Annotated in this window: 17 protein-coding genes; 13 read left to right on the top strand and 4 right to left on the bottom strand. The window is 66.3% G+C overall.

Going from position 1 to position 15713, the window contains the following annotated elements; translation table 11 throughout:
* Positions 1–189: 189 nt before the first annotated feature.
* From cimA to ABD848_RS23070, 3 genes are all read left to right on the top strand, one after another.
* Positions 190–1779 carry a citramalate synthase gene (gene cimA, locus ABD848_RS23060; RefSeq protein ID WP_344976602.1) on the top strand — a complete coding sequence of 530 codons (1590 nt, stop codon included), beginning with the start codon at positions 190–192 and terminating at the stop codon, positions 1777–1779.
* A 302-nt stretch (positions 1780–2081) separates the two neighbouring features.
* Positions 2082–3065: a zinc metalloprotease gene (locus ABD848_RS23065; RefSeq protein WP_344976605.1), complete on the top strand. Its 984-nt coding sequence runs from the start codon at positions 2082–2084 to the stop codon at positions 3063–3065.
* 102 nt (positions 3066–3167) lie between these two features.
* Positions 3168–4184 carry a tryptophan--tRNA ligase gene (locus ABD848_RS23070; RefSeq protein WP_344976608.1) on the top strand — a complete coding sequence of 339 codons (1017 nt, stop codon included), beginning with the start codon at positions 3168–3170 and terminating at the stop codon, positions 4182–4184.
* Positions 4185–4210: 26 nt separating this feature from the next.
* Here ABD848_RS23070 and ABD848_RS23075 read toward each other — a convergent pair whose 3' ends face one another.
* From ABD848_RS23075 to ABD848_RS23085, 3 genes are all read right to left on the bottom strand, one after another.
* Positions 4211–5458 carry a PucR family transcriptional regulator gene (locus ABD848_RS23075; protein WP_344976611.1) on the bottom strand — a complete coding sequence of 416 codons (1248 nt, stop codon included), beginning with the start codon at positions 5456–5458 and terminating at the stop codon, positions 4211–4213.
* A gap of 187 nt (positions 5459–5645) precedes the next feature.
* Positions 5646–6239, bottom strand: a complete 594-nt coding sequence (locus tag ABD848_RS23080) for a nicotinamidase (RefSeq protein WP_344976614.1) — start codon at positions 6237–6239, stop codon at positions 5646–5648.
* A gap of 24 nt (positions 6240–6263) precedes the next feature.
* Positions 6264–7580, bottom strand: coding sequence for a nicotinate phosphoribosyltransferase (locus tag ABD848_RS23085; RefSeq protein WP_344976617.1), 1317 nt, complete (start codon positions 7578–7580; stop codon positions 6264–6266).
* A 153-nt stretch (positions 7581–7733) separates the two neighbouring features.
* Here ABD848_RS23085 and clpS point away from each other — a divergent pair, with 153 nt between their 5' ends.
* From clpS to ABD848_RS23120, 7 genes are all read left to right on the top strand, one after another.
* Positions 7734–8027 (top strand): ATP-dependent Clp protease adapter ClpS, encoded by a 294-nt coding sequence (clpS, locus tag ABD848_RS23090; RefSeq protein WP_344976620.1) that lies wholly within the window; start codon positions 7734–7736, stop codon positions 8025–8027.
* 56 nt (positions 8028–8083) lie between these two features.
* Positions 8084–8656 (top strand): DUF2017 domain-containing protein, encoded by a 573-nt coding sequence (locus ABD848_RS23095; protein ID WP_344976623.1) that lies wholly within the window; start codon positions 8084–8086, stop codon positions 8654–8656.
* Between the two features lie 186 nt (positions 8657–8842).
* The gene (locus tag ABD848_RS23100; protein ID WP_344976626.1) at positions 8843–9250 is read left to right on the top strand and encodes a M67 family metallopeptidase; all 408 of its coding nucleotides are present in this window, start codon (positions 8843–8845) and stop codon (positions 9248–9250) included.
* 140 nt (positions 9251–9390) lie between these two features.
* A complete protein-coding gene (locus tag ABD848_RS23105) occupies positions 9391–9669 on the top strand; it encodes a MoaD/ThiS family protein (RefSeq protein ID WP_344976629.1) in 279 nt (92 codons plus the stop codon).
* 5 nt (positions 9670–9674) lie between these two features.
* Entirely contained in the window at positions 9675–10622 is a 948-nt protein-coding gene (locus ABD848_RS23110) for a PLP-dependent cysteine synthase family protein (RefSeq protein WP_344976632.1), read from the top strand.
* Positions 10623–10845: 223 nt separating this feature from the next.
* On the top strand, positions 10846–11658 hold the full coding sequence (locus tag ABD848_RS23115) for a thioesterase family protein (RefSeq protein ID WP_344976634.1): 813 nt from the start codon (positions 10846–10848) through the stop codon (positions 11656–11658).
* A 213-nt stretch (positions 11659–11871) separates the two neighbouring features.
* Positions 11872–12636, top strand: a complete 765-nt coding sequence (locus ABD848_RS23120) for an MBL fold metallo-hydrolase (RefSeq protein ID WP_344976638.1) — start codon at positions 11872–11874, stop codon at positions 12634–12636.
* A 44-nt stretch (positions 12637–12680) separates the two neighbouring features.
* Here ABD848_RS23120 and ABD848_RS23125 read toward each other — a convergent pair whose 3' ends face one another.
* Entirely contained in the window at positions 12681–13220 is a 540-nt protein-coding gene (locus ABD848_RS23125; RefSeq protein ID WP_344976641.1) for a hypothetical protein, read from the bottom strand.
* 22 nt (positions 13221–13242) lie between these two features.
* Between ABD848_RS23125 and ABD848_RS23130 the strand changes: the two genes are divergently transcribed.
* From ABD848_RS23130 to rdgB, 3 genes are read left to right on the top strand one after another with little or no spacing between them, the layout of a single operon-like run.
* Entirely contained in the window at positions 13243–13566 is a 324-nt protein-coding gene (locus tag ABD848_RS23130; RefSeq protein WP_344976644.1) for a hypothetical protein, read from the top strand.
* Positions 13567–13625: 59 nt separating this feature from the next.
* Complete coding sequence (gene rph, locus ABD848_RS23135; RefSeq protein WP_344976648.1) at positions 13626–14345, top strand: ribonuclease PH; 720 nt, start codon at positions 13626–13628, stop codon at positions 14343–14345.
* The gene (gene rdgB, locus ABD848_RS23140) at positions 14342–14968 is read left to right on the top strand and encodes an RdgB/HAM1 family non-canonical purine NTP pyrophosphatase (protein WP_344976650.1); all 627 of its coding nucleotides are present in this window, start codon (positions 14342–14344) and stop codon (positions 14966–14968) included. Before rph ends, rdgB begins: the two co-directional genes overlap by 4 nt.
* Positions 14969–15713 lie beyond the last annotated feature (745 nt).

Genomic DNA, 15713 nt, shown 5'->3' on the forward strand with positions numbered 1-15713 from the left:
CCCACCACCGCTCACGCAACGTATGGCACACTAAGACTGTGCTGTCTCAACTGACGATTATTGTGAGGCGCGCCGGCTGAAAATGGGCCTTGCCGGCGCGCTGACCTCTCGTGTCCACGGGGGGTCTTTTTTATTGGCCTGGCTGTGGCGCCACCGAAGCCGACACATCCGATTCTGGAGAGTTCACACATGACCGACGACAGTTTCCACGTCTTCGATACGACGCTGCGCGACGGGGCGCAACGTGAAGGCATCAACCTCAGGGTCACCGACAAACTCGCGATCGCGAAGCTGCTCGACGAATTCGGAGTGGGCTTCATCGAGGGTGGCTGGCCCGGCGCCAACCCCAAAGACACGGAGTTCTTCGAGCGGGCCCGCACCGAACTGGACCTGCGCCACGCCCAACTCACCGCCTTCGGCGCCACCCGCCGCGCTGGTGTCGCAGCCGCCGAGGACCCGCAGGTGGCCGCGCTGCGCGACTCCGGCGCGCCGGTGGTCACCCTCGTCGCCAAGAGCGACGACCGCCACGTCGAGCTGGCGCTGCGCACCTCCCTCGACGAGAACATCGCCATGATCGCCGACACCGTGGCCCACCTACGAGACAGCGGCCAGCGCGTCTTTCTCGACTGCGAGCACTTCTTCGACGGCTACCTGCACAACCCCGCCTACGCCACGCGCGTGGTCAGCGCCGCCGCCGAGGCCGGCGCCGACGTCGTCGTCCTGTGCGACACCAACGGCGGCATGCTGCCCGACGACATCACCCGCATCGTCGGCGAGGTCGCCCAGGCCACCGGGGCGCGGCTGGGGATGCACGCCCAAGACGACAGTGGATGCGCCGTGGCCAACACCCTGGCCGCCGTCAACGCCGGCGCCACCCACGTGCAGTGCACCGCCAACGGCTACGGCGAACGTGTCGGCAACGCCAACCTGTTCGCTGTCGTTCCGGCTCTGGTACTCAAGCGCGACATGGACGTGCTGCCCGAGGGGTGCCTACGCGAAATGACCCGCGTCTCCCAAGCCATCGCCGAGATCGTCAACATCGCCCCCAGCACCCATCAGCCCTACGTCGGCGTCTCGGCGTTTGCCCACAAGGCCGGCCTGCACGCCTCAGCCATCAAGATCGACCCCGACCTGTACCAGCACACCGATCCCGCCCTCGTCGGCAACGACATGCGCATGCTTGTCTCCGACATGGCCGGCCGCGCCTCCATCGAGCTCAAGGCCCGGGAGCTGGGCTTCGACCTGTCCAACGACCGTGACCTGGTGGGCCGCATGGTCGAACGAGTCAAGGACCTGGAGTTGGCGGGCTACAGCTTCGAGGCCGCCGACGCCTCCCTGGAGCTGCTGCTGCGCGAGGAGTTGGGAGAGCCCGTGCGCTACTTCGACGTGGAGTCTTGGCGCGCCATAGTCGAACACCACAGCGACAACAGCCACCTCTCCGAAGCCACGGTCAAGCTCCACGTCAAAGGAGAGCGGGTCATCGCCTCAGCGGAGGGCAACGGTCCGGTCAACGCGCTCGACCGCGCGCTGCGCTCGGCGATGGAAGGGGTCTACACCGCGCTCGCCAACGTTCACCTGTCCGACTACAAGGTCCGCATCCTTGAGGGCTCCTCAGGCACCGCCGCCATAACGCGCGTGCTCATCGACTTCACCGACGGCCACAGCGATTGGACCACCGTCGGTGTCGGCGAGAACGTCATCGAGGCGTCCTGGATCGCTCTCCAACAGGCCATCACCTACGGCCTGCTGCGCCAGGGCTACCCGAGCCTCCAGGCCTAGAGCCGGTGTGCGCCGCCCGCTCCACGTCCTGGGTACGGCCGTCTCCGCACCCGGAGCCTCAGCCTGACTCGTCGCCGCGCCGGCTGACCGTGGGCACCGGCCGTTCCACCGGTTCCGCCCACGCTGTTGCCAGGGCTCGCCCCGCCCGCCCCCGGGCAGAGGACACACAGATAACCATCCCTAACCGGCAGTGACGACCCTCCCGAAGTGGGGGTAGGTAGAGAGGACGTGTCGCTCCACTACAGTAAGTTAAAATATAGCTACTATATGTACTTATGGTTAAGGGTAAACGGAAGGGACGTGTGCTGCGAAGCACGCGCGCCTGGGGGACAGTGGTGGCCGGCGCAGTCGCGTTGGCCAGCATGGTCGCTGCGGCCACACCGCACAACACCGAGGGCGAGGCCACCACTGCCGTCCCCGACTCCACGATGCGCCAGGCGACCGCCTCCCACGACACGTGTCTACCCACCGGGACAGCGGGACCGCGCGCGGCGCGGTTGCTGGGCCGCGGCAGCGGTGACCCCAACTCCCTCACCGCAACCGAGGCCGCCATCCTCGACACGCAACTACAAATGGCGACGCTGCACCAGAGCCACGCTCCCGACGCCGAGCGCTCACCCCAGACGGTGCCCGTAGTTGTGCACGTGATCTCCGCTGCCGACGGGACCGGAGACCTCAGCGACGACACCGTCGAACGCCAGATCGCCACCATGAACAAGGCGTACTCCGGCGGCTACCCCGGCGGCACCGACACCGACTTCAGGTTCTCCCTCACCCGCACCACGCGCACCGCCAACGACACCTGGTTCCACGACTTCCGGGCCAACGAGACCACGATCAAAGCCCAACTCCGCCACGGGGGCGCGGAGACCCTCAACCTCTACATCACCAACCTGGGCCGCGCCCTGCTCGGCTACGCCACCTTCCCGCAGAGCTACAGCGAGCAGCCCACCGACGATGGCGTCGTCGTCGACTACCGCAGCGTCCCGGGCGGTTCACTGACCAACTACGACCTCGGCCACACCGCGACCCACGAGGTGGGGCACTGGCTCGGCCTGTTCCACACCTTCCAAAACGGCTGCCACCCCCCGGGCGACTACGTCTCCGACACCCCCTACGAGCGCCACGGCGCCAGCGGGTGCCCCGCAGGCAAAGACACCTGCCTGCAACCCGGCGACGATCCCATCCACAACTTCATGAACTACAGCGACGACGCCTGCATGTCGGAGTTCACCCAAGGACAGGCAGATCGCATGGCCAAGGCGTGGAAAGCCTTCCGAGCCTGACACCACCGCCCGGTGCGGTTTCCCAGTGGTAACAGGGTGTCCGTCCCTGCGGCGCGACCACAGCGCTCAGGGGCGGCGCCCGACACCGATAGGCTTAGGGCCATGGCAGCGACCACGACCTACCTGACGGGGATTCAGACCTCGGGCACGCCCCACATCGGCAACTACATCGGGGCCATCAAACCCGCGCTCGCCGCGGCTCAGTCGACCGAGGACTACGACACCCTCTACTTCCTCGCCGACTACCACTCCCTGAACACGGTCAAGGACCCGGCTGAGCTACGCCACAACATCCGCTCGGTCGCCGCTACATGGCTCGCCTGCGGGCTCGACCCCCAGCGCACCATCCTCTACCGCCAGTCCCACATCCCCGAGGTCTTCGAGCTGGCCACCATCCTCTCCAGTGTCACTGCCAAGGGGCTGATGAACCGCGCCCACGCCTACAAAGCGGCGCGCGACCGCAACGAGGCCGCCGGCATAGCCGACCTCGACGCCGGCATCAACATGGGCCTGTTCAACTACCCCGTCCTCATGGCCGCCGACATCCTCATCATGGAGAGCGACTACGTACCGGTGGGGCGCGACCAAGCCCAGCACATCGAGTACACCGCCGACATCGCGGGCTCGTTCAACCACCTCTACGGCGACTCCTACAGCTTCCCCATCCCCCAGGGCAGCTACCCCGCCGGGGAGGCCAGCCTGCTCCCCGGCACCGACGGCCGCAAGATGAGCAAGTCCTACGACAACACCATTCCGCTGTTCCTGCCCGAGAACAAGCTCAAAAAGCTCATCCGCCGCATCCCCACCGACAGCACGCCAGTGGAGGAACCCAAGGAGCCCGACACCTCCGTGCCGTTCCAGCTCCTCACCCAGTTCGCCGACGCCGACCGCCTCGCCCAGACCCGCAAGCGACTGGAGGCCGGCGGCATGGGCTGGGGAGAACTCAAAAACGAACTGTTCGAGGTCATCAACGCCGAGATCGCCCCCAAGCGCGAGCGCTATGAGGAACTCATGGCCAGCAGAGAGCTGGACGACATCCTCGCCGCCGGAGCCGAACGCGCTCGGCAGCGCTCCAGGCGCGTCATCGCCCAGGTCCGCGAGGCCATCGGTATCGCGTAAGCGGATGCCGAACAGTGCAGCGGTGCTCACCTCCTCGCGCGCTCAAGCCCCGCGGCCTCCCGGCCACCGCCGGCCGTGGCCTTCAACGAGCGCACGCGCAGCACCAGCTCCAGTTCAAACCGGTGGTCCGGGTCGCGCAGTTGGTCACCGAACAGCTCTTCCAGCCGGCGCAGCCGATACCGCACTGTCTGGGGGTGAACGTGCAGTCGAAGCGCCACCTCGTTGGCGTTGTAGCCCGACTGCAACCAGGCCAGCAGTGTCTCCGCCATCCGGTCGCGCAGCGCCGGACGCAACTGCTCCAGTGGCGCCAACCGCGCCTGAGCCATCGCCTCCAGCAGCGCTTCGTCGGTGAACAACAGCAGCGGCATCAGGTGATCGTTCCAGCGGGTCACGCCCTCACCGGTGATGATGCCCGCACGGATCAGCGCAAGCGTGTCCCGGGCCCGCTCCAGTGACACCGTCGCTTCGGTGAGCTCCACCGTGGGGCCCATGGCGGCTTCCCAGCCCCGCAGCGCCCGAGCCAGCGCCTCCACGCGCCCCGGACCATCGGGGTCGGGCACGATCAGGCACGGATCGAGCCGGTTGAAATCGGCCAACACGTCCGCCGGCAACCGAGGCGTGGCGATGCCCTCGGAGTGCCCACCCAGTACCACCGCCGCGATGGTGGCGGGCGGGCGCCACTGCGCCACCCGCGCGACTTCGGCGATCGCATCCATCGAGGGCGGGCCGTTCTCCAGGAGCAGGTTGATCAGCCGGCCACGGCGGCGCCGCATCTCTCCGGCGGCCTTAGCCTGGGCCTGCCCGTAGCCCTCCATCGCCGCCGCGGCGATCTCTTCGAGGAACAGGAACGCCCCTTCGGCCAACAGTTCGATGTAGTGCCGGGAGAGCGCGGCCGGTTCCGCCATCGCGGTGATCCGTCGCCAGGCCACCACCGAGGCCACCCGCATGGCGGTTTGCAGATTGTCCAGGCTGCGTCCCTCGTGGGCCTCACCTGCCCCGATCTCGCGGAACTTCTCGTGCAGTTCGCTGTACTCGGGGCGGGGATCGCCGATCCGGCTGATGAAAGCGTCGAGGGCTTGCTCCACCGCTGTGCGTGTAACCCGCAGGTAGTCGGAGTTGCGGGGGCGGGCGTATTCGGCGACGTTGGATTGGATCTTGGCGACCATCTCGTCGATCGTCACGTCGAAATAGGGACGAAGCTGCTCCGCGATTTCCGCCGGCACCTTGGCTAACGGATTGTCGTCGAATTGTGTCGTCCGCGTTTGAGCGTGCAATGGTCCACCTCCGGCAGAGCCGAAAACGCGAGATGAGCTTCATCACACGCTAGTGCCGCGCTTTCGATATGCCACTAGGGCCCCGCGAGATATCGCGCGGCCGAATTATCACCGCGGTGATAATCGAGGGCTACCGGGGTGGCGGAGCCGCCACCCCGGCGCCGGGACGGTCCATCGTGGCCACAGGTCAGGCCACTACCGGCTCTCCCTCCAGCGTTACCCCCGCCGACTCCAGATCCGCCACAGCCTTGCTCACGCTGTCCTGGCTCACCCCGGCGGTGAGGTCCAGCAGCACCCGGGTGGTGAACCCGGCCCGCTGTGTGTCCAGCGCGGTGGCGCGCACGCAGTGGTCGGTGGCCAACCCCACCACGTCGACCTCGGTGACGCCGCGCTGGCGCAGCCAGTCCTCCATCGCCGCCTCGTCATCCTTGCTCGTGCCCTCGAACCCGCTGTAGCCGTGGCTGTATTGGCCCTTGCGGAACTCGGTCTCCACGGCGCTGGTGTCGAGGTTGGGGTGGAACTCGGCCCCCGTTGTGCCGGCGACGCAGTGCACCGGCCACGAAGTCACGAAGTCGGGCTCGTCGGAGAAGTGCGACCCCGGGTCGATGTGGTGGTCGCGGGTGGCCACGATGTGGGCGTAGTCTCCCCCGCGCCGTTCGATGTAGTCCGACACTGCCGCGGCCACGCCGGCTCCGCCGTTGACGGCCAGACTGCCGCCCTCGCAGAAGTCATTTTGCACATCGACGACGATCAGGGCCCGCTGTTCCTGTGCTGTCGTCATAGTTGTCGTTATCCCTTCCGCGCGTCAGGCGTTGACGCGCTGCTCGAACACGGTGGGGATCGCCGGCTCCCCCCGCGACATCCGTTGCGCGCTCACCGGCAGTTCCGCCACGCTCCTCACGTGGCGCTCCCGCGCCTCGCCCAGCGGTTCGCGCCCGACGATTTCCCCGTCGGCTACCAGGTGCCGGAGCAGTGGACGCTCTAAAGGACCGAATTTGGGCTTGTAGTCATAGACGTACTCGGCCGTAGCCTTCCCGCTGTCGTCGAGGCCGCGCGTACTCCACTTGCGGCCCCCGCGACTGGGCTTGCCGATCGAGCGTTTGGCTACCGGCAGCAGCGGATCGTGGGCGCCGCCGCCGTGGGCGCGCGCCACCAGTTTGTACACCAGCGACGCCGTCGGGACCCCCGAGCCCGTGACGAGGGCGGTGCCCACGCCGTAGGCGTCGACGGGAGCCACCGCCAGCGCCTGGATGGCGTACTCGTCCAGGTCGCCGGTCACGATCACGCGGGTATTCTTCGCTCCTTTTTCGTCGAGCTGGCGCCGCACCTGGGAGGCCAGCACACCGAGGTCCCCGGAGTCGATCCGCACCCCACCCAGATCCACGCCGGCCAGCTCGATCCCGGTAGCGACGCCGCGGGTGACGTCGTAGGTGTCGATGAGCAGGGTCGTGCCATGGCCCAGCGCGTCGAGCTGGGTCTGGAAAGCGTGCCGCTCGCTGTCGTGCAGCAGCGTGAACGAGTGAGCGCTGGTGCCGGCGGTGGGGATCTCGTAGCGCCGTCCCGCCTCCAGGTTGGAGGTGGTGGCGAAGCCAGTGAGGTAGGCGGCCCGCGCCGCCGCCACCGCCGACTCCTCGTGGGTGCGGCGCCCACCCATCTCGATCAGGGGCCGGCCACCGGCCGCGGTCACCATACGTGAGGCCGCCGAGGCGACGGCTGAGTCGTGGTTGAAGATCGACAGCGCCAGTGTCTCCAGGATGCACGCCTCAGCGAAGCTGCCCTCGACCACGAGGATCGGAGAACCGGGAAAGTAGCATTCCCCCTCCCCATAGCCCCAGATATTGCCGGAGAAGCGGAAGTCGGCGAGCCAACTCAAGGTCGCATCGTCCACCACGTCAGCGCGCGAGAGGTAGTCCAGTGTCTCGGAGTCGAAGCGGAAGTTCTCCAGCGCCGCAAGGAACCGTTCAGTGCCGGCGACCACCCCGTAGCGCCGTGTCTCCGGCAGGCGCCGGGCGAACATCTCAAACACCGTTCGGCGGTGAGCGGCCCCACTGCGCAGGGCTCCCTGCACCATCGTCAGTTCGTACCGATCAGTGAGTAGTGCGCTGCTCCAGCGGCCCGTCATGTATCCCCAGACTAGTTTGTGTGTGTTGATAACAGAATCGGCGCTGTCGCACCCATCGCGCATGGCACGCTCGGCCATGGATGGAACAATGATCAATCAGGGGCCCATCTGCGTGGCGCCGGGACACAGTGGGTTGAACGGACAGAGAAGGTGATGGTCATGTCGGTACCGGTCGAGTTGGAGCGGCCGGAAATCGAAGAGGACGTGCGCCCCGGTCAGCCGTGGCTGACGATTGTCTGGAATGATCCCGTCAATCTCATGTCCTATGTGACCTACGTCTTCCAGACGGTTTTCGGCTACTCCAAACGCAAAGCCCATCAGCTCATGCTCGATGTCCACTACAAAGGTAAGGCTGTGGTCTCCCGTGGCAGTCGCGAGGAGATGGAACGCCACGTCTCGACCCTGCACGAGTACGGCCTCTGGGCAACATTGCAGCAGGACACCTAGCGGACACCAGTCATGTGCGACAGGCCGAGGAAGCAGGACGACGAGCGGAAACGACAATGACCACCGGATTCCATAGGGCCGCCCAGGGCGGGGTCACCATCGACTTGGAGGCTGACGAAGCCGCCGTCCTGCGATCGATGGGCCAGCTCATCTTGGAGTTGGTGCAGCCGCCACCGCCCCAAGACGAGCTGGCCGCCTTCGTCGGCATCGGCGAGAACAGCGAGCGCCCCGACGACCCTGTGCTGGCGCGGCTGTTCCCCAACGGCTACAGCGACGACGATCCGGCCGTGGGCGACTTCCGCCGCTATACCGAGGACGATCTGCGCCGCCACAAACGCGAAAACGCTCAGGCCATGCTGGACGCCGTTCCCGAGCAGGGAGGCACCGTCGCTCTCGACACCGGCGAGGCCCACGCCTGGCTCAAGGCCCTCAACGACGCGCGGCTGACGCTGGGAACGCGGCTGGGCCTGGAGGAAGACACCTACAACGCCTACCTCAAGGGACAGCTCTCGGCCTCCGGCCTAACCGGTCAGGACGACGAACTCGCCGAGACCAGCATGGCAGCGCTGCACGTCTACGACTGGCTCGGCGAGCTACAGCACAGCCTCGTCGAAGCCCTCTCCGATTAGGGGCCGGCCCGCGTGTCGCCGGTCAAGCAAGGCGACAAGGCAACGCGGAGGCGAACGTGGGGCGAAAAGCCGGCTCCACGTTCCCTCCCTCGGCTGCCGGTGGGATGGGATCTGGGCTGCGCACGTCTCACACAAAGTCCTACCTAGTGGGTGGGTAGGAAAAGATTCTCGGCTACTCTGGGGATCATGCTGAGGATCGATCGCTCGATTTACGACCAGATCGTCGCCCACGCTCGCCGTGACCACCCCGACGAGGCGTGCGGTGTGGTCGCAGGTCCTATCGGTTCCGACACCCCGGTGCGGTTCATCGAGATGATCAACGCGGAGCGTTCGCCGACCTTCTACCGCTTTGACTCCATGGAACAACTCAAAGTGTGGCGGGAGATGGATGACCGAGACGAAGAGCCTGTAGTCATCTACCACTCCCACACTGCCACCGAGGCATACCCCTCCCGCACCGACATCTCCTACGCCTCCGAGCCCAACGCCCACTACGTGTTGGCCTCCACCCGCGACCCCGACACCGTGGAGTTTCGCTCCTTCCGCATCGTCGACGGAGAGGTCACCGAAGAGGATGTAAGCATCATCGGCTGAGCCGCCTCGGAATCACCGCCCGGGCGCGCCTGTTGAGCATGGTGAGATGACGGGCGGAGGAGCCCACAATCCGGTCGCGCACTAGCGTGGCAGCTACTCGACCTATTTTCCGACCACCGACGTCATACGGAGAAACGCTCATGGCCATCGAGGTCCGCATCCCTACGATCCTGCGCAACCTCACCGACGGTGCCAAGACCGTCGAAGGCAACGGCAACACGCTTGCTGAGGTCGTCGCCGACCTCGACACGCGCCATCCCGGCGTCGCCGAGCGGCTCATCGAGAACGGGCAGTTGCGCCGGTTCGTCAACGTCTACCTTAACGACGAGGACGTCCGTTTCATCGGTGGCCTCGACGCCCAGGTAGCCGACGGTGACAACGTGACCGTACTGCCGGCTGTGGCCGGCGGCGCGCTTTAACCGCCATGCGCTTCGACTCCCTGCTGGACTCCCTGGGCAACACGCCCCTCGTCGGCCTGCCGTCCCTGTCGCCCTCTCCCGAGGTGCGGCTGTGGGCCAAGCTGGAGGACCGCAACCCCACCGGCTCGATCAAAGACCGCACCGCCTTCTTCATGATCGAGCAGGCTGAGAAAGAGGGCCGGCTCTACCCCGGCGCCACGATCCTCGAACCCACCTCAGGCAACACCGGTATCTCGCTGGCGATGGTCGCCCGCCTGCGCGGTTACCGGCTGGTCTGTGTCATGCCCGAGAACACCTCGGCCGAACGCACCCAGTTGCTGCGGATGTGGGGCGCCGAGATCCACTACTCCCCGGCTCAAGGGGGGTCCAACGAGGCTGTCCGTGTGGCCAAAGGTATGGCTGAGGACAACCCCGACTGGGTCATGCTCTACCAGTACGGCAACCCGGCCAACGTGCGGGCGCACTACGAGACGACCGGCCCCGAACTGTTGGCTGACCTGCCGCAGATCACCCACTTCGTCGCTGGCCTTGGCACCACCGGCACTCTTATGGGGGTCGGGCGCTACCTGCGCGAACAGCGGCCCGACATCAAGATCGTGGCAGCCGAACCGCGTTACGGCGAACTGGTCTACGGGCTACGCAACCTCGACGAGGGCTTCATCCCCGAACTGTACGACGAGAGCGTGCTCACCACGCGCTACTCCGTCCCCTCCGACGCGGCGCTCAAGCGCACCCGGCAACTTCTGGGCGAGGAGGGGATTTTCGCCGGCATCTCCACCGGAGGCGCCCTGCACGCCGCACTAGGGACGGCCAGCAAGGCGCTCAAAGCCGGGGAACGCGCCGACATCGCTTTCGTCATCGCCGACGGGGGCTGGAAGTACCTCTCCACCGGTGCCTACGAAGGCACCCTGGAAGAAGCCGAACAGCGTCTCGAAGGGCAGCTCTGGGCCTAACGCGCCCCCCACCCTTGGAGTTCGTGCGTCCTCCGGCTCCGCTCGCTCCTTCGGCGGAGCCGGACACAGCCTCGGGCGCCGTGCTCCCGCGACGTGTCGACGACGCTCACCACTTCTCCTCGCCCCTCACGCCGGTTATAACCGCCCCACCTCTGTGGACAGTGACCACATTCACTCGGACCAGGGTACGAGTTCAAGAACCGAATCCGGTTCAATGACTCTTATGACGCGATTCGATTCCGCCACCACCGTCACCAAGGTGGGGTCCGGGCACTACACCGCACAGCTCGACGGGGGATACCTCATCGGCGCCGCCCTCAACGGCGGCTACCTCATGGCCGTCCTTCAACGCGCGGCCCTGCTTGAGGCCGAACGCCCCCACGCGCTCGCCGTGTCGTCCTCCTACCACTTCCTGCGCCCCGGCGCCGGCGGCCCCGCTGAGGTGGCCGCCACCGTGCTCAAGGCGGGCCGGACCATCACCACGGTCCAGGTCACGCTCTACCAAAACGACAAGCCCCTCGTCTCCGGACTCATTGCCATAGCCGAGTTCGACGCCGCTGCCACCCCCGTCTACCAATCCGAACCGGTCGAGATCCCACCCATCGAACAGTGCCACCGGCTCGACCCGCGCGAGCGGCAAGCCGAGAACGCCGACTTCCTCGAGCGGGTCGACCAGTACTACAGTCCCGCCACCTACGAACTCCTCGGCGACCCCGGCACAGAGAAGTCCCCCGACCTGCGTGGCCACGTCAGGCTCAGCGAACTCGACGGCGGCGATCCCGAGGACCCCACCCTGTTCCTCCCGTTGGCCATCGACGCCCTGCCTCCTGTGGTCTCCGCACTGCTGCCGTGGAATTGGGCTCCCACCGTGGAACTCACCTGGCACATGCGCGCTGTTCCCGAGGCCGGGCCGCTCGCCTTCCACGCCCGCTCCGACACCGTCGCCGATGGTTGGTTCGATGAGACGGTCGATTTGTGGGATACCAAGGGACGCCTCGTCGCACAGAGCCGTCAGCTCGCGCGCATCGGCCGCTGAAAAACCCAGTCAAGCTGGGTAAATCGGGTGAGGTGCCTCCTGTTATCAGGTCACATGTGATTCACACCGCCTGAGACGCGAAGCACATTTGGCACCAGTAAGACCGCCATTGGGGTAGACCCGTAACACGGGATTCCCGCGTAGGGGAACATACTCTCCTGTGACAGCGAGCGGGTCTTTCGCGGAGGCACCTCACCGAAAAGGTTCAGCGACGTGCGACTCACCATCATCGGCTCCTCGGGCAGCTTTCCCGGCCCTGACAGCCCAGCATCGTGCTATCTGCTGGAAGCGGACGGCTTCCGGATGCTGCTGGATCTGGGAAACGGCGCGCTCGGCGCGCTACAGCGCTACGCCGACATGTACGACATCGATGCCATCTACCTCAGCCACCTGCACGCCGATCACTGTCTGGACCTGTGCTCCTATTGGGTCGCGCGCACGTACGCGGTCACAGGTCCCAAACCGCCCATCCCCGTCTACGGCCCTCCCGGTGTGGCCGACCGGATGGCCCAGGCCTACGGCCTACCCACCGACCCCGGCATGCGCACGACGTTCGACTTTCGCGAGATCGCGCCGGGAACGCAGCGCATCGGAGTGTTCACCGCCGAACTCGACCACGTCAACCACCCCGTCACCGCCTTCGGTATCCGACTCGAACACAACGGTGCGACCTTCGCCTACTCGGGCGACACCGGCTCCTGTGACGAGATCGTGCGCCTAGCCCGAGACGCTGACCTGTTCCTGTGCGAGTCCTCCTTCCACGACCACCAGGAGAACCCCAAAGACATCCACCTCACCGGCAGTGAAGCCGGCGAGCACGCGCGTCGCGCCAACGCGCGCAGACTCGTCCTCACCCATCTGGTCCCCTGGAACGACGACGATCGCACGCTCGCCGAGGCGCGTACCACCTACGCGGGACCCATCGACCTCGCCCGCCCCGGGGCTGTCTACGAGGTCACCGGACCCACCGGCGGGTAGCCGCTCCCGCCGAGCCACCCCGGTAGGTGGCCCACAATCGCGATTCAGGGCTGAGACGACACCGTCGCCGTGCTGGCCGAGCCGCTGGGAGACGGCTCGGTAGAGGCGGTGCTCGCCTCCTCCCGCGGCTCCACCACCTCACGCGCGGCAGCCACAGTCACCCGTAGCAGTTCGTCGTCGTCGATCTCGGTGGCGTTGCTCGCGATCGCCACCCGCATCCCCGGCATGTGGATCGTTACGCCTGGGAACATGCCGCCGGTGCGCCACTCCGCCACCCCCTGGAGAGCGGCCACATCGGGGGTCAGGAAGAAGTCCGGGTCGGAGACCGCCGAACTCGGCACGTGCCCGGGGTAGGCCACGAGGCTGGACTCGGGCGCGTAGGTCACCATGACGACCTCGCTCCACTCGCTCTGGCTCACCCCTGCCCACGAGCACTCCAACCGTGACTCCGTGCGCACTTCCTCGAACTCGGGTTCGGCGAGCCTAGCGGTCAACCGTCGCACGTGCTCCGTCGCCCCTGCCGACGCGCAGGAGGACGGCAGCGGTAGCGGCTCCACCGCCGCTTCAGCCGTGCTTTCGGTCACGCTGGGGGTGGGGACCGGCCACGTGTCTACCTCGGACGCACGCCGCGTCGGTGAAGGGGACGAGGCAGCCGAGGCCGAAGCCGACTCCTGGGGGCTCTGGGGGATCTCAGCGGAAGGGGCGTCCAGCGTGCAGCCGGCGACGACGGACGTCATCGCGGCACCTGCAACGATGACCCACGCCACCGGCCGTCTGGATGTCGGATCGAGCGTCATGCCTTGGGCTCTCTTGACAGTCATGGGGGATCGATCAGCCGTGGGCAGCACTGCCGGTGAGGCGACCGCCTGCCCCTATCGTTCCATCCCTGGCAACGGCAATGGCACCCTCGACCCCACGGACATGGCCTGATCCGGCCGTAACTCCCACTGTGTCATCGCGCCCTGTCATGGGCGGATAAGCTCATCGGCATGGCTCGACCCGACGGACGCGCTCCCGACCAGCTTCGGCCCGTAACCATCACCCGCAATTGGCTACGGCACGCCGAAGGCTCCGCTCTTATCGAATTCGGCGATACGCGCGTGCTCTGCGCCGCCAGCGTCGAGGAAGGCGTCCCCCGATGGCGCCGAGGCACCGGCGAAGGGTGGGTCACCGCCGAATACGCGATGCTGCCCCGCTCTACCGACACCCGTGGCGCGCGGGAGTCCGTCAAAGGAAAGATCGGCGGACGGACTCACGAAATCTCCCGACTCGTCGGCCGCTCCCTGCGCGCCGTCATCGATTTCAAGGCGATGGGCGAGAACACCATCACGTTGGACTGTGACGTTCTCCAAGCTGACGGAGGCACCCGCACTGCCGCCATCACGGGCGCCTACGTCGCCCTCGTCGATGCCATGAAGTGGCTGCGGCGCCAGCGCAAGCTCAAGAACAACCCGCTCACCGGCTCCGTGTCCGCGATCAGCGTTGGCATCATCCAGGGGCAGCCGCGGTTGGACCTCAACTACCTTGAGGACTCGGTGGCCCAGACCGACATGAACGTCGTGGTCACTGGAGAGGGCGCTTTCGTCGAGGTGCAGGGAACGGCCGAGAGCGAGCCGTTCGATCGCGCCGCCCTCGATCGACTCCTCGACCTCGCCGTTGGCGGTTGCACCGACCTCGCCGCGATGCAGAAGAAGGCGCTGTCGGGATGACTGAACCCCCCACCGTCGTCCTCGCCACACGCAACACCAAGAAGGTGCCCGAGGTTCGGGCCGTCCTTGCTGAAGCCGGTGCAGGTGATGTCGAGGTCATTGGTCTCGACGCCTACCCCGACGCTCCAGAAGTCGCCGAGACCGAGCCAACGTTCGCCGGGAACGCCCTGCTCAAAGCGCACGCCGTCGCACGCTACACCGGGCTGCCGGCCATCGCCGACGACTCCGGGTTGCGTGTCGACGCGCTCAACGGCATGCCCGGAGTGCTCTCCGCGCGCTGGTCGGGACATTTCGGCGATGAATCCCCCGACAAGGACGACGCCAACCTGCAACTCGTTCTTGACCAGCTTGCCGACACTCCGGCCGAGCGTCGCGGAGCGGAGTTCGTCTGTGTCGCTGCCGCGGCGCTGCCCGACGGACGGGAGCACGTCGTCGAGGGGATTCTGCGCGGGCGACTCATCACCGAACGCCGGGGAGAGAACGGCTTCGGCTACGATCCGATCTTCGTTCCCGAAGGCGAGGAGCGTACGACCGCGCAGTTGACTGCTGAGGAGAAGAACGCGATCAGCCACCGCGGTGCGGCCTTTCGTGATCTCGCAGCGGGACTGCGCGTGCTGCTCTGAAGCCACGCGCCTGTCCCGCCCCTCTTGTCCTCGGCGGGCCCGCCGAGGACAAGAGGGGCCCTTGGGAAACGACCGCCGGCACGCTTTTAGGTTGTCCAGCGATGCCCGTAATGCACAGCAATGCACAGCAAATCGTGGCGTAACAAGCACGCAAAGTGGTCCGTCGGTGGGTTTTTCTCCAGTGGACAGCGAGGGCGCAGGTCGCGCAGGTCGTGGCCTTGCTCGTGACGGCAACACGCCCCTTCGCGTCTGATTTGCGTTACGCCGGGCGTCGGGTAGTGTTTCTTGGGCCGCCGCGGGAACGGGCCCATCAGCTCGCAACGCGACGGCGGCCTTCCGGTAAAAGCAGGACGAAGCATTGACTTCGATCTTGTAGACTGGAAGGGCACGGACACCGGGAACCGAACGCCTCGCAAGAGGCGGCTGGCCGGGTCCGGACTCCTTGGGCAAAGCGGCCGGTACGCCGGGCGTGTCCTTCAGGTGGAGACCTTGCCAAAGCGTTTTCATTGGCTTGGGAATCCAGTGAAGCTTTTGGAAGTCGGGTGGAATAACCACCAGGCCGACAAAGGTAAAATGAAGGAAGTCCCTACTCAGAACCCGCTTTCCGCAGGGCACTGATTTGGTGTTGTGTGAGGGTTTTGGTAGTGTGGGGGTTGTTTAAAATATAGATTGATGGGACGCCGTCTTCCTTGAAGAGCTGGTTTTTGGCTTGTGGGGGTTGGGCGGTTGTTTCTTGAGAACTCAA

Origin of the sequence: Salinactinospora qingdaonensis (assembly GCF_039539445.1) — a bacterium.
Taxonomy (GTDB): Bacteria; Actinomycetota; Actinomycetes; order Streptosporangiales; family Streptosporangiaceae; genus Salinactinospora; species Salinactinospora qingdaonensis.

What these genes read in the sequence shown, in the direction of transcription:
- clpS (WP_344976620.1), top strand. Translation starts at nt 7,734, where the DNA reads ATGGTCATGTCGGTACCGGTCGAGTTGGAGCGGCCGGAAATCGAAGAG.
- ABD848_RS23085 (WP_344976617.1), bottom strand. Translation starts at nt 7,580, where the DNA reads ATGACGGGCCGCTGGAGCAGCGCACTACTCACTGATCGGTACGAACTG.
- ABD848_RS23105 (WP_344976629.1), top strand. Translation starts at nt 9,391, where the DNA reads ATGGCCATCGAGGTCCGCATCCCTACGATCCTGCGCAACCTCACCGAC.
- cimA (WP_344976602.1), top strand. Translation starts at nt 190, where the DNA reads ATGACCGACGACAGTTTCCACGTCTTCGATACGACGCTGCGCGACGGG.
- ABD848_RS23100 (WP_344976626.1), top strand. Translation starts at nt 8,843, where the DNA reads ATGCTGAGGATCGATCGCTCGATTTACGACCAGATCGTCGCCCACGCT.
- ABD848_RS23110 (WP_344976632.1), top strand. Translation starts at nt 9,675, where the DNA reads ATGCGCTTCGACTCCCTGCTGGACTCCCTGGGCAACACGCCCCTCGTC.
- rdgB (WP_344976650.1), top strand. Translation starts at nt 14,342, where the DNA reads ATGACTGAACCCCCCACCGTCGTCCTCGCCACACGCAACACCAAGAAG.
- ABD848_RS23095 (WP_344976623.1), top strand. Translation starts at nt 8,084, where the DNA reads ATGACCACCGGATTCCATAGGGCCGCCCAGGGCGGGGTCACCATCGAC.
- rph (WP_344976648.1), top strand. Translation starts at nt 13,626, where the DNA reads ATGGCTCGACCCGACGGACGCGCTCCCGACCAGCTTCGGCCCGTAACC.
- ABD848_RS23070 (WP_344976608.1), top strand. Translation starts at nt 3,168, where the DNA reads ATGGCAGCGACCACGACCTACCTGACGGGGATTCAGACCTCGGGCACG.
- ABD848_RS23115 (WP_344976634.1), top strand. Translation starts at nt 10,846, where the DNA reads ATGACGCGATTCGATTCCGCCACCACCGTCACCAAGGTGGGGTCCGGG.
- ABD848_RS23080 (WP_344976614.1), bottom strand. Translation starts at nt 6,239, where the DNA reads ATGACGACAGCACAGGAACAGCGGGCCCTGATCGTCGTCGATGTGCAA.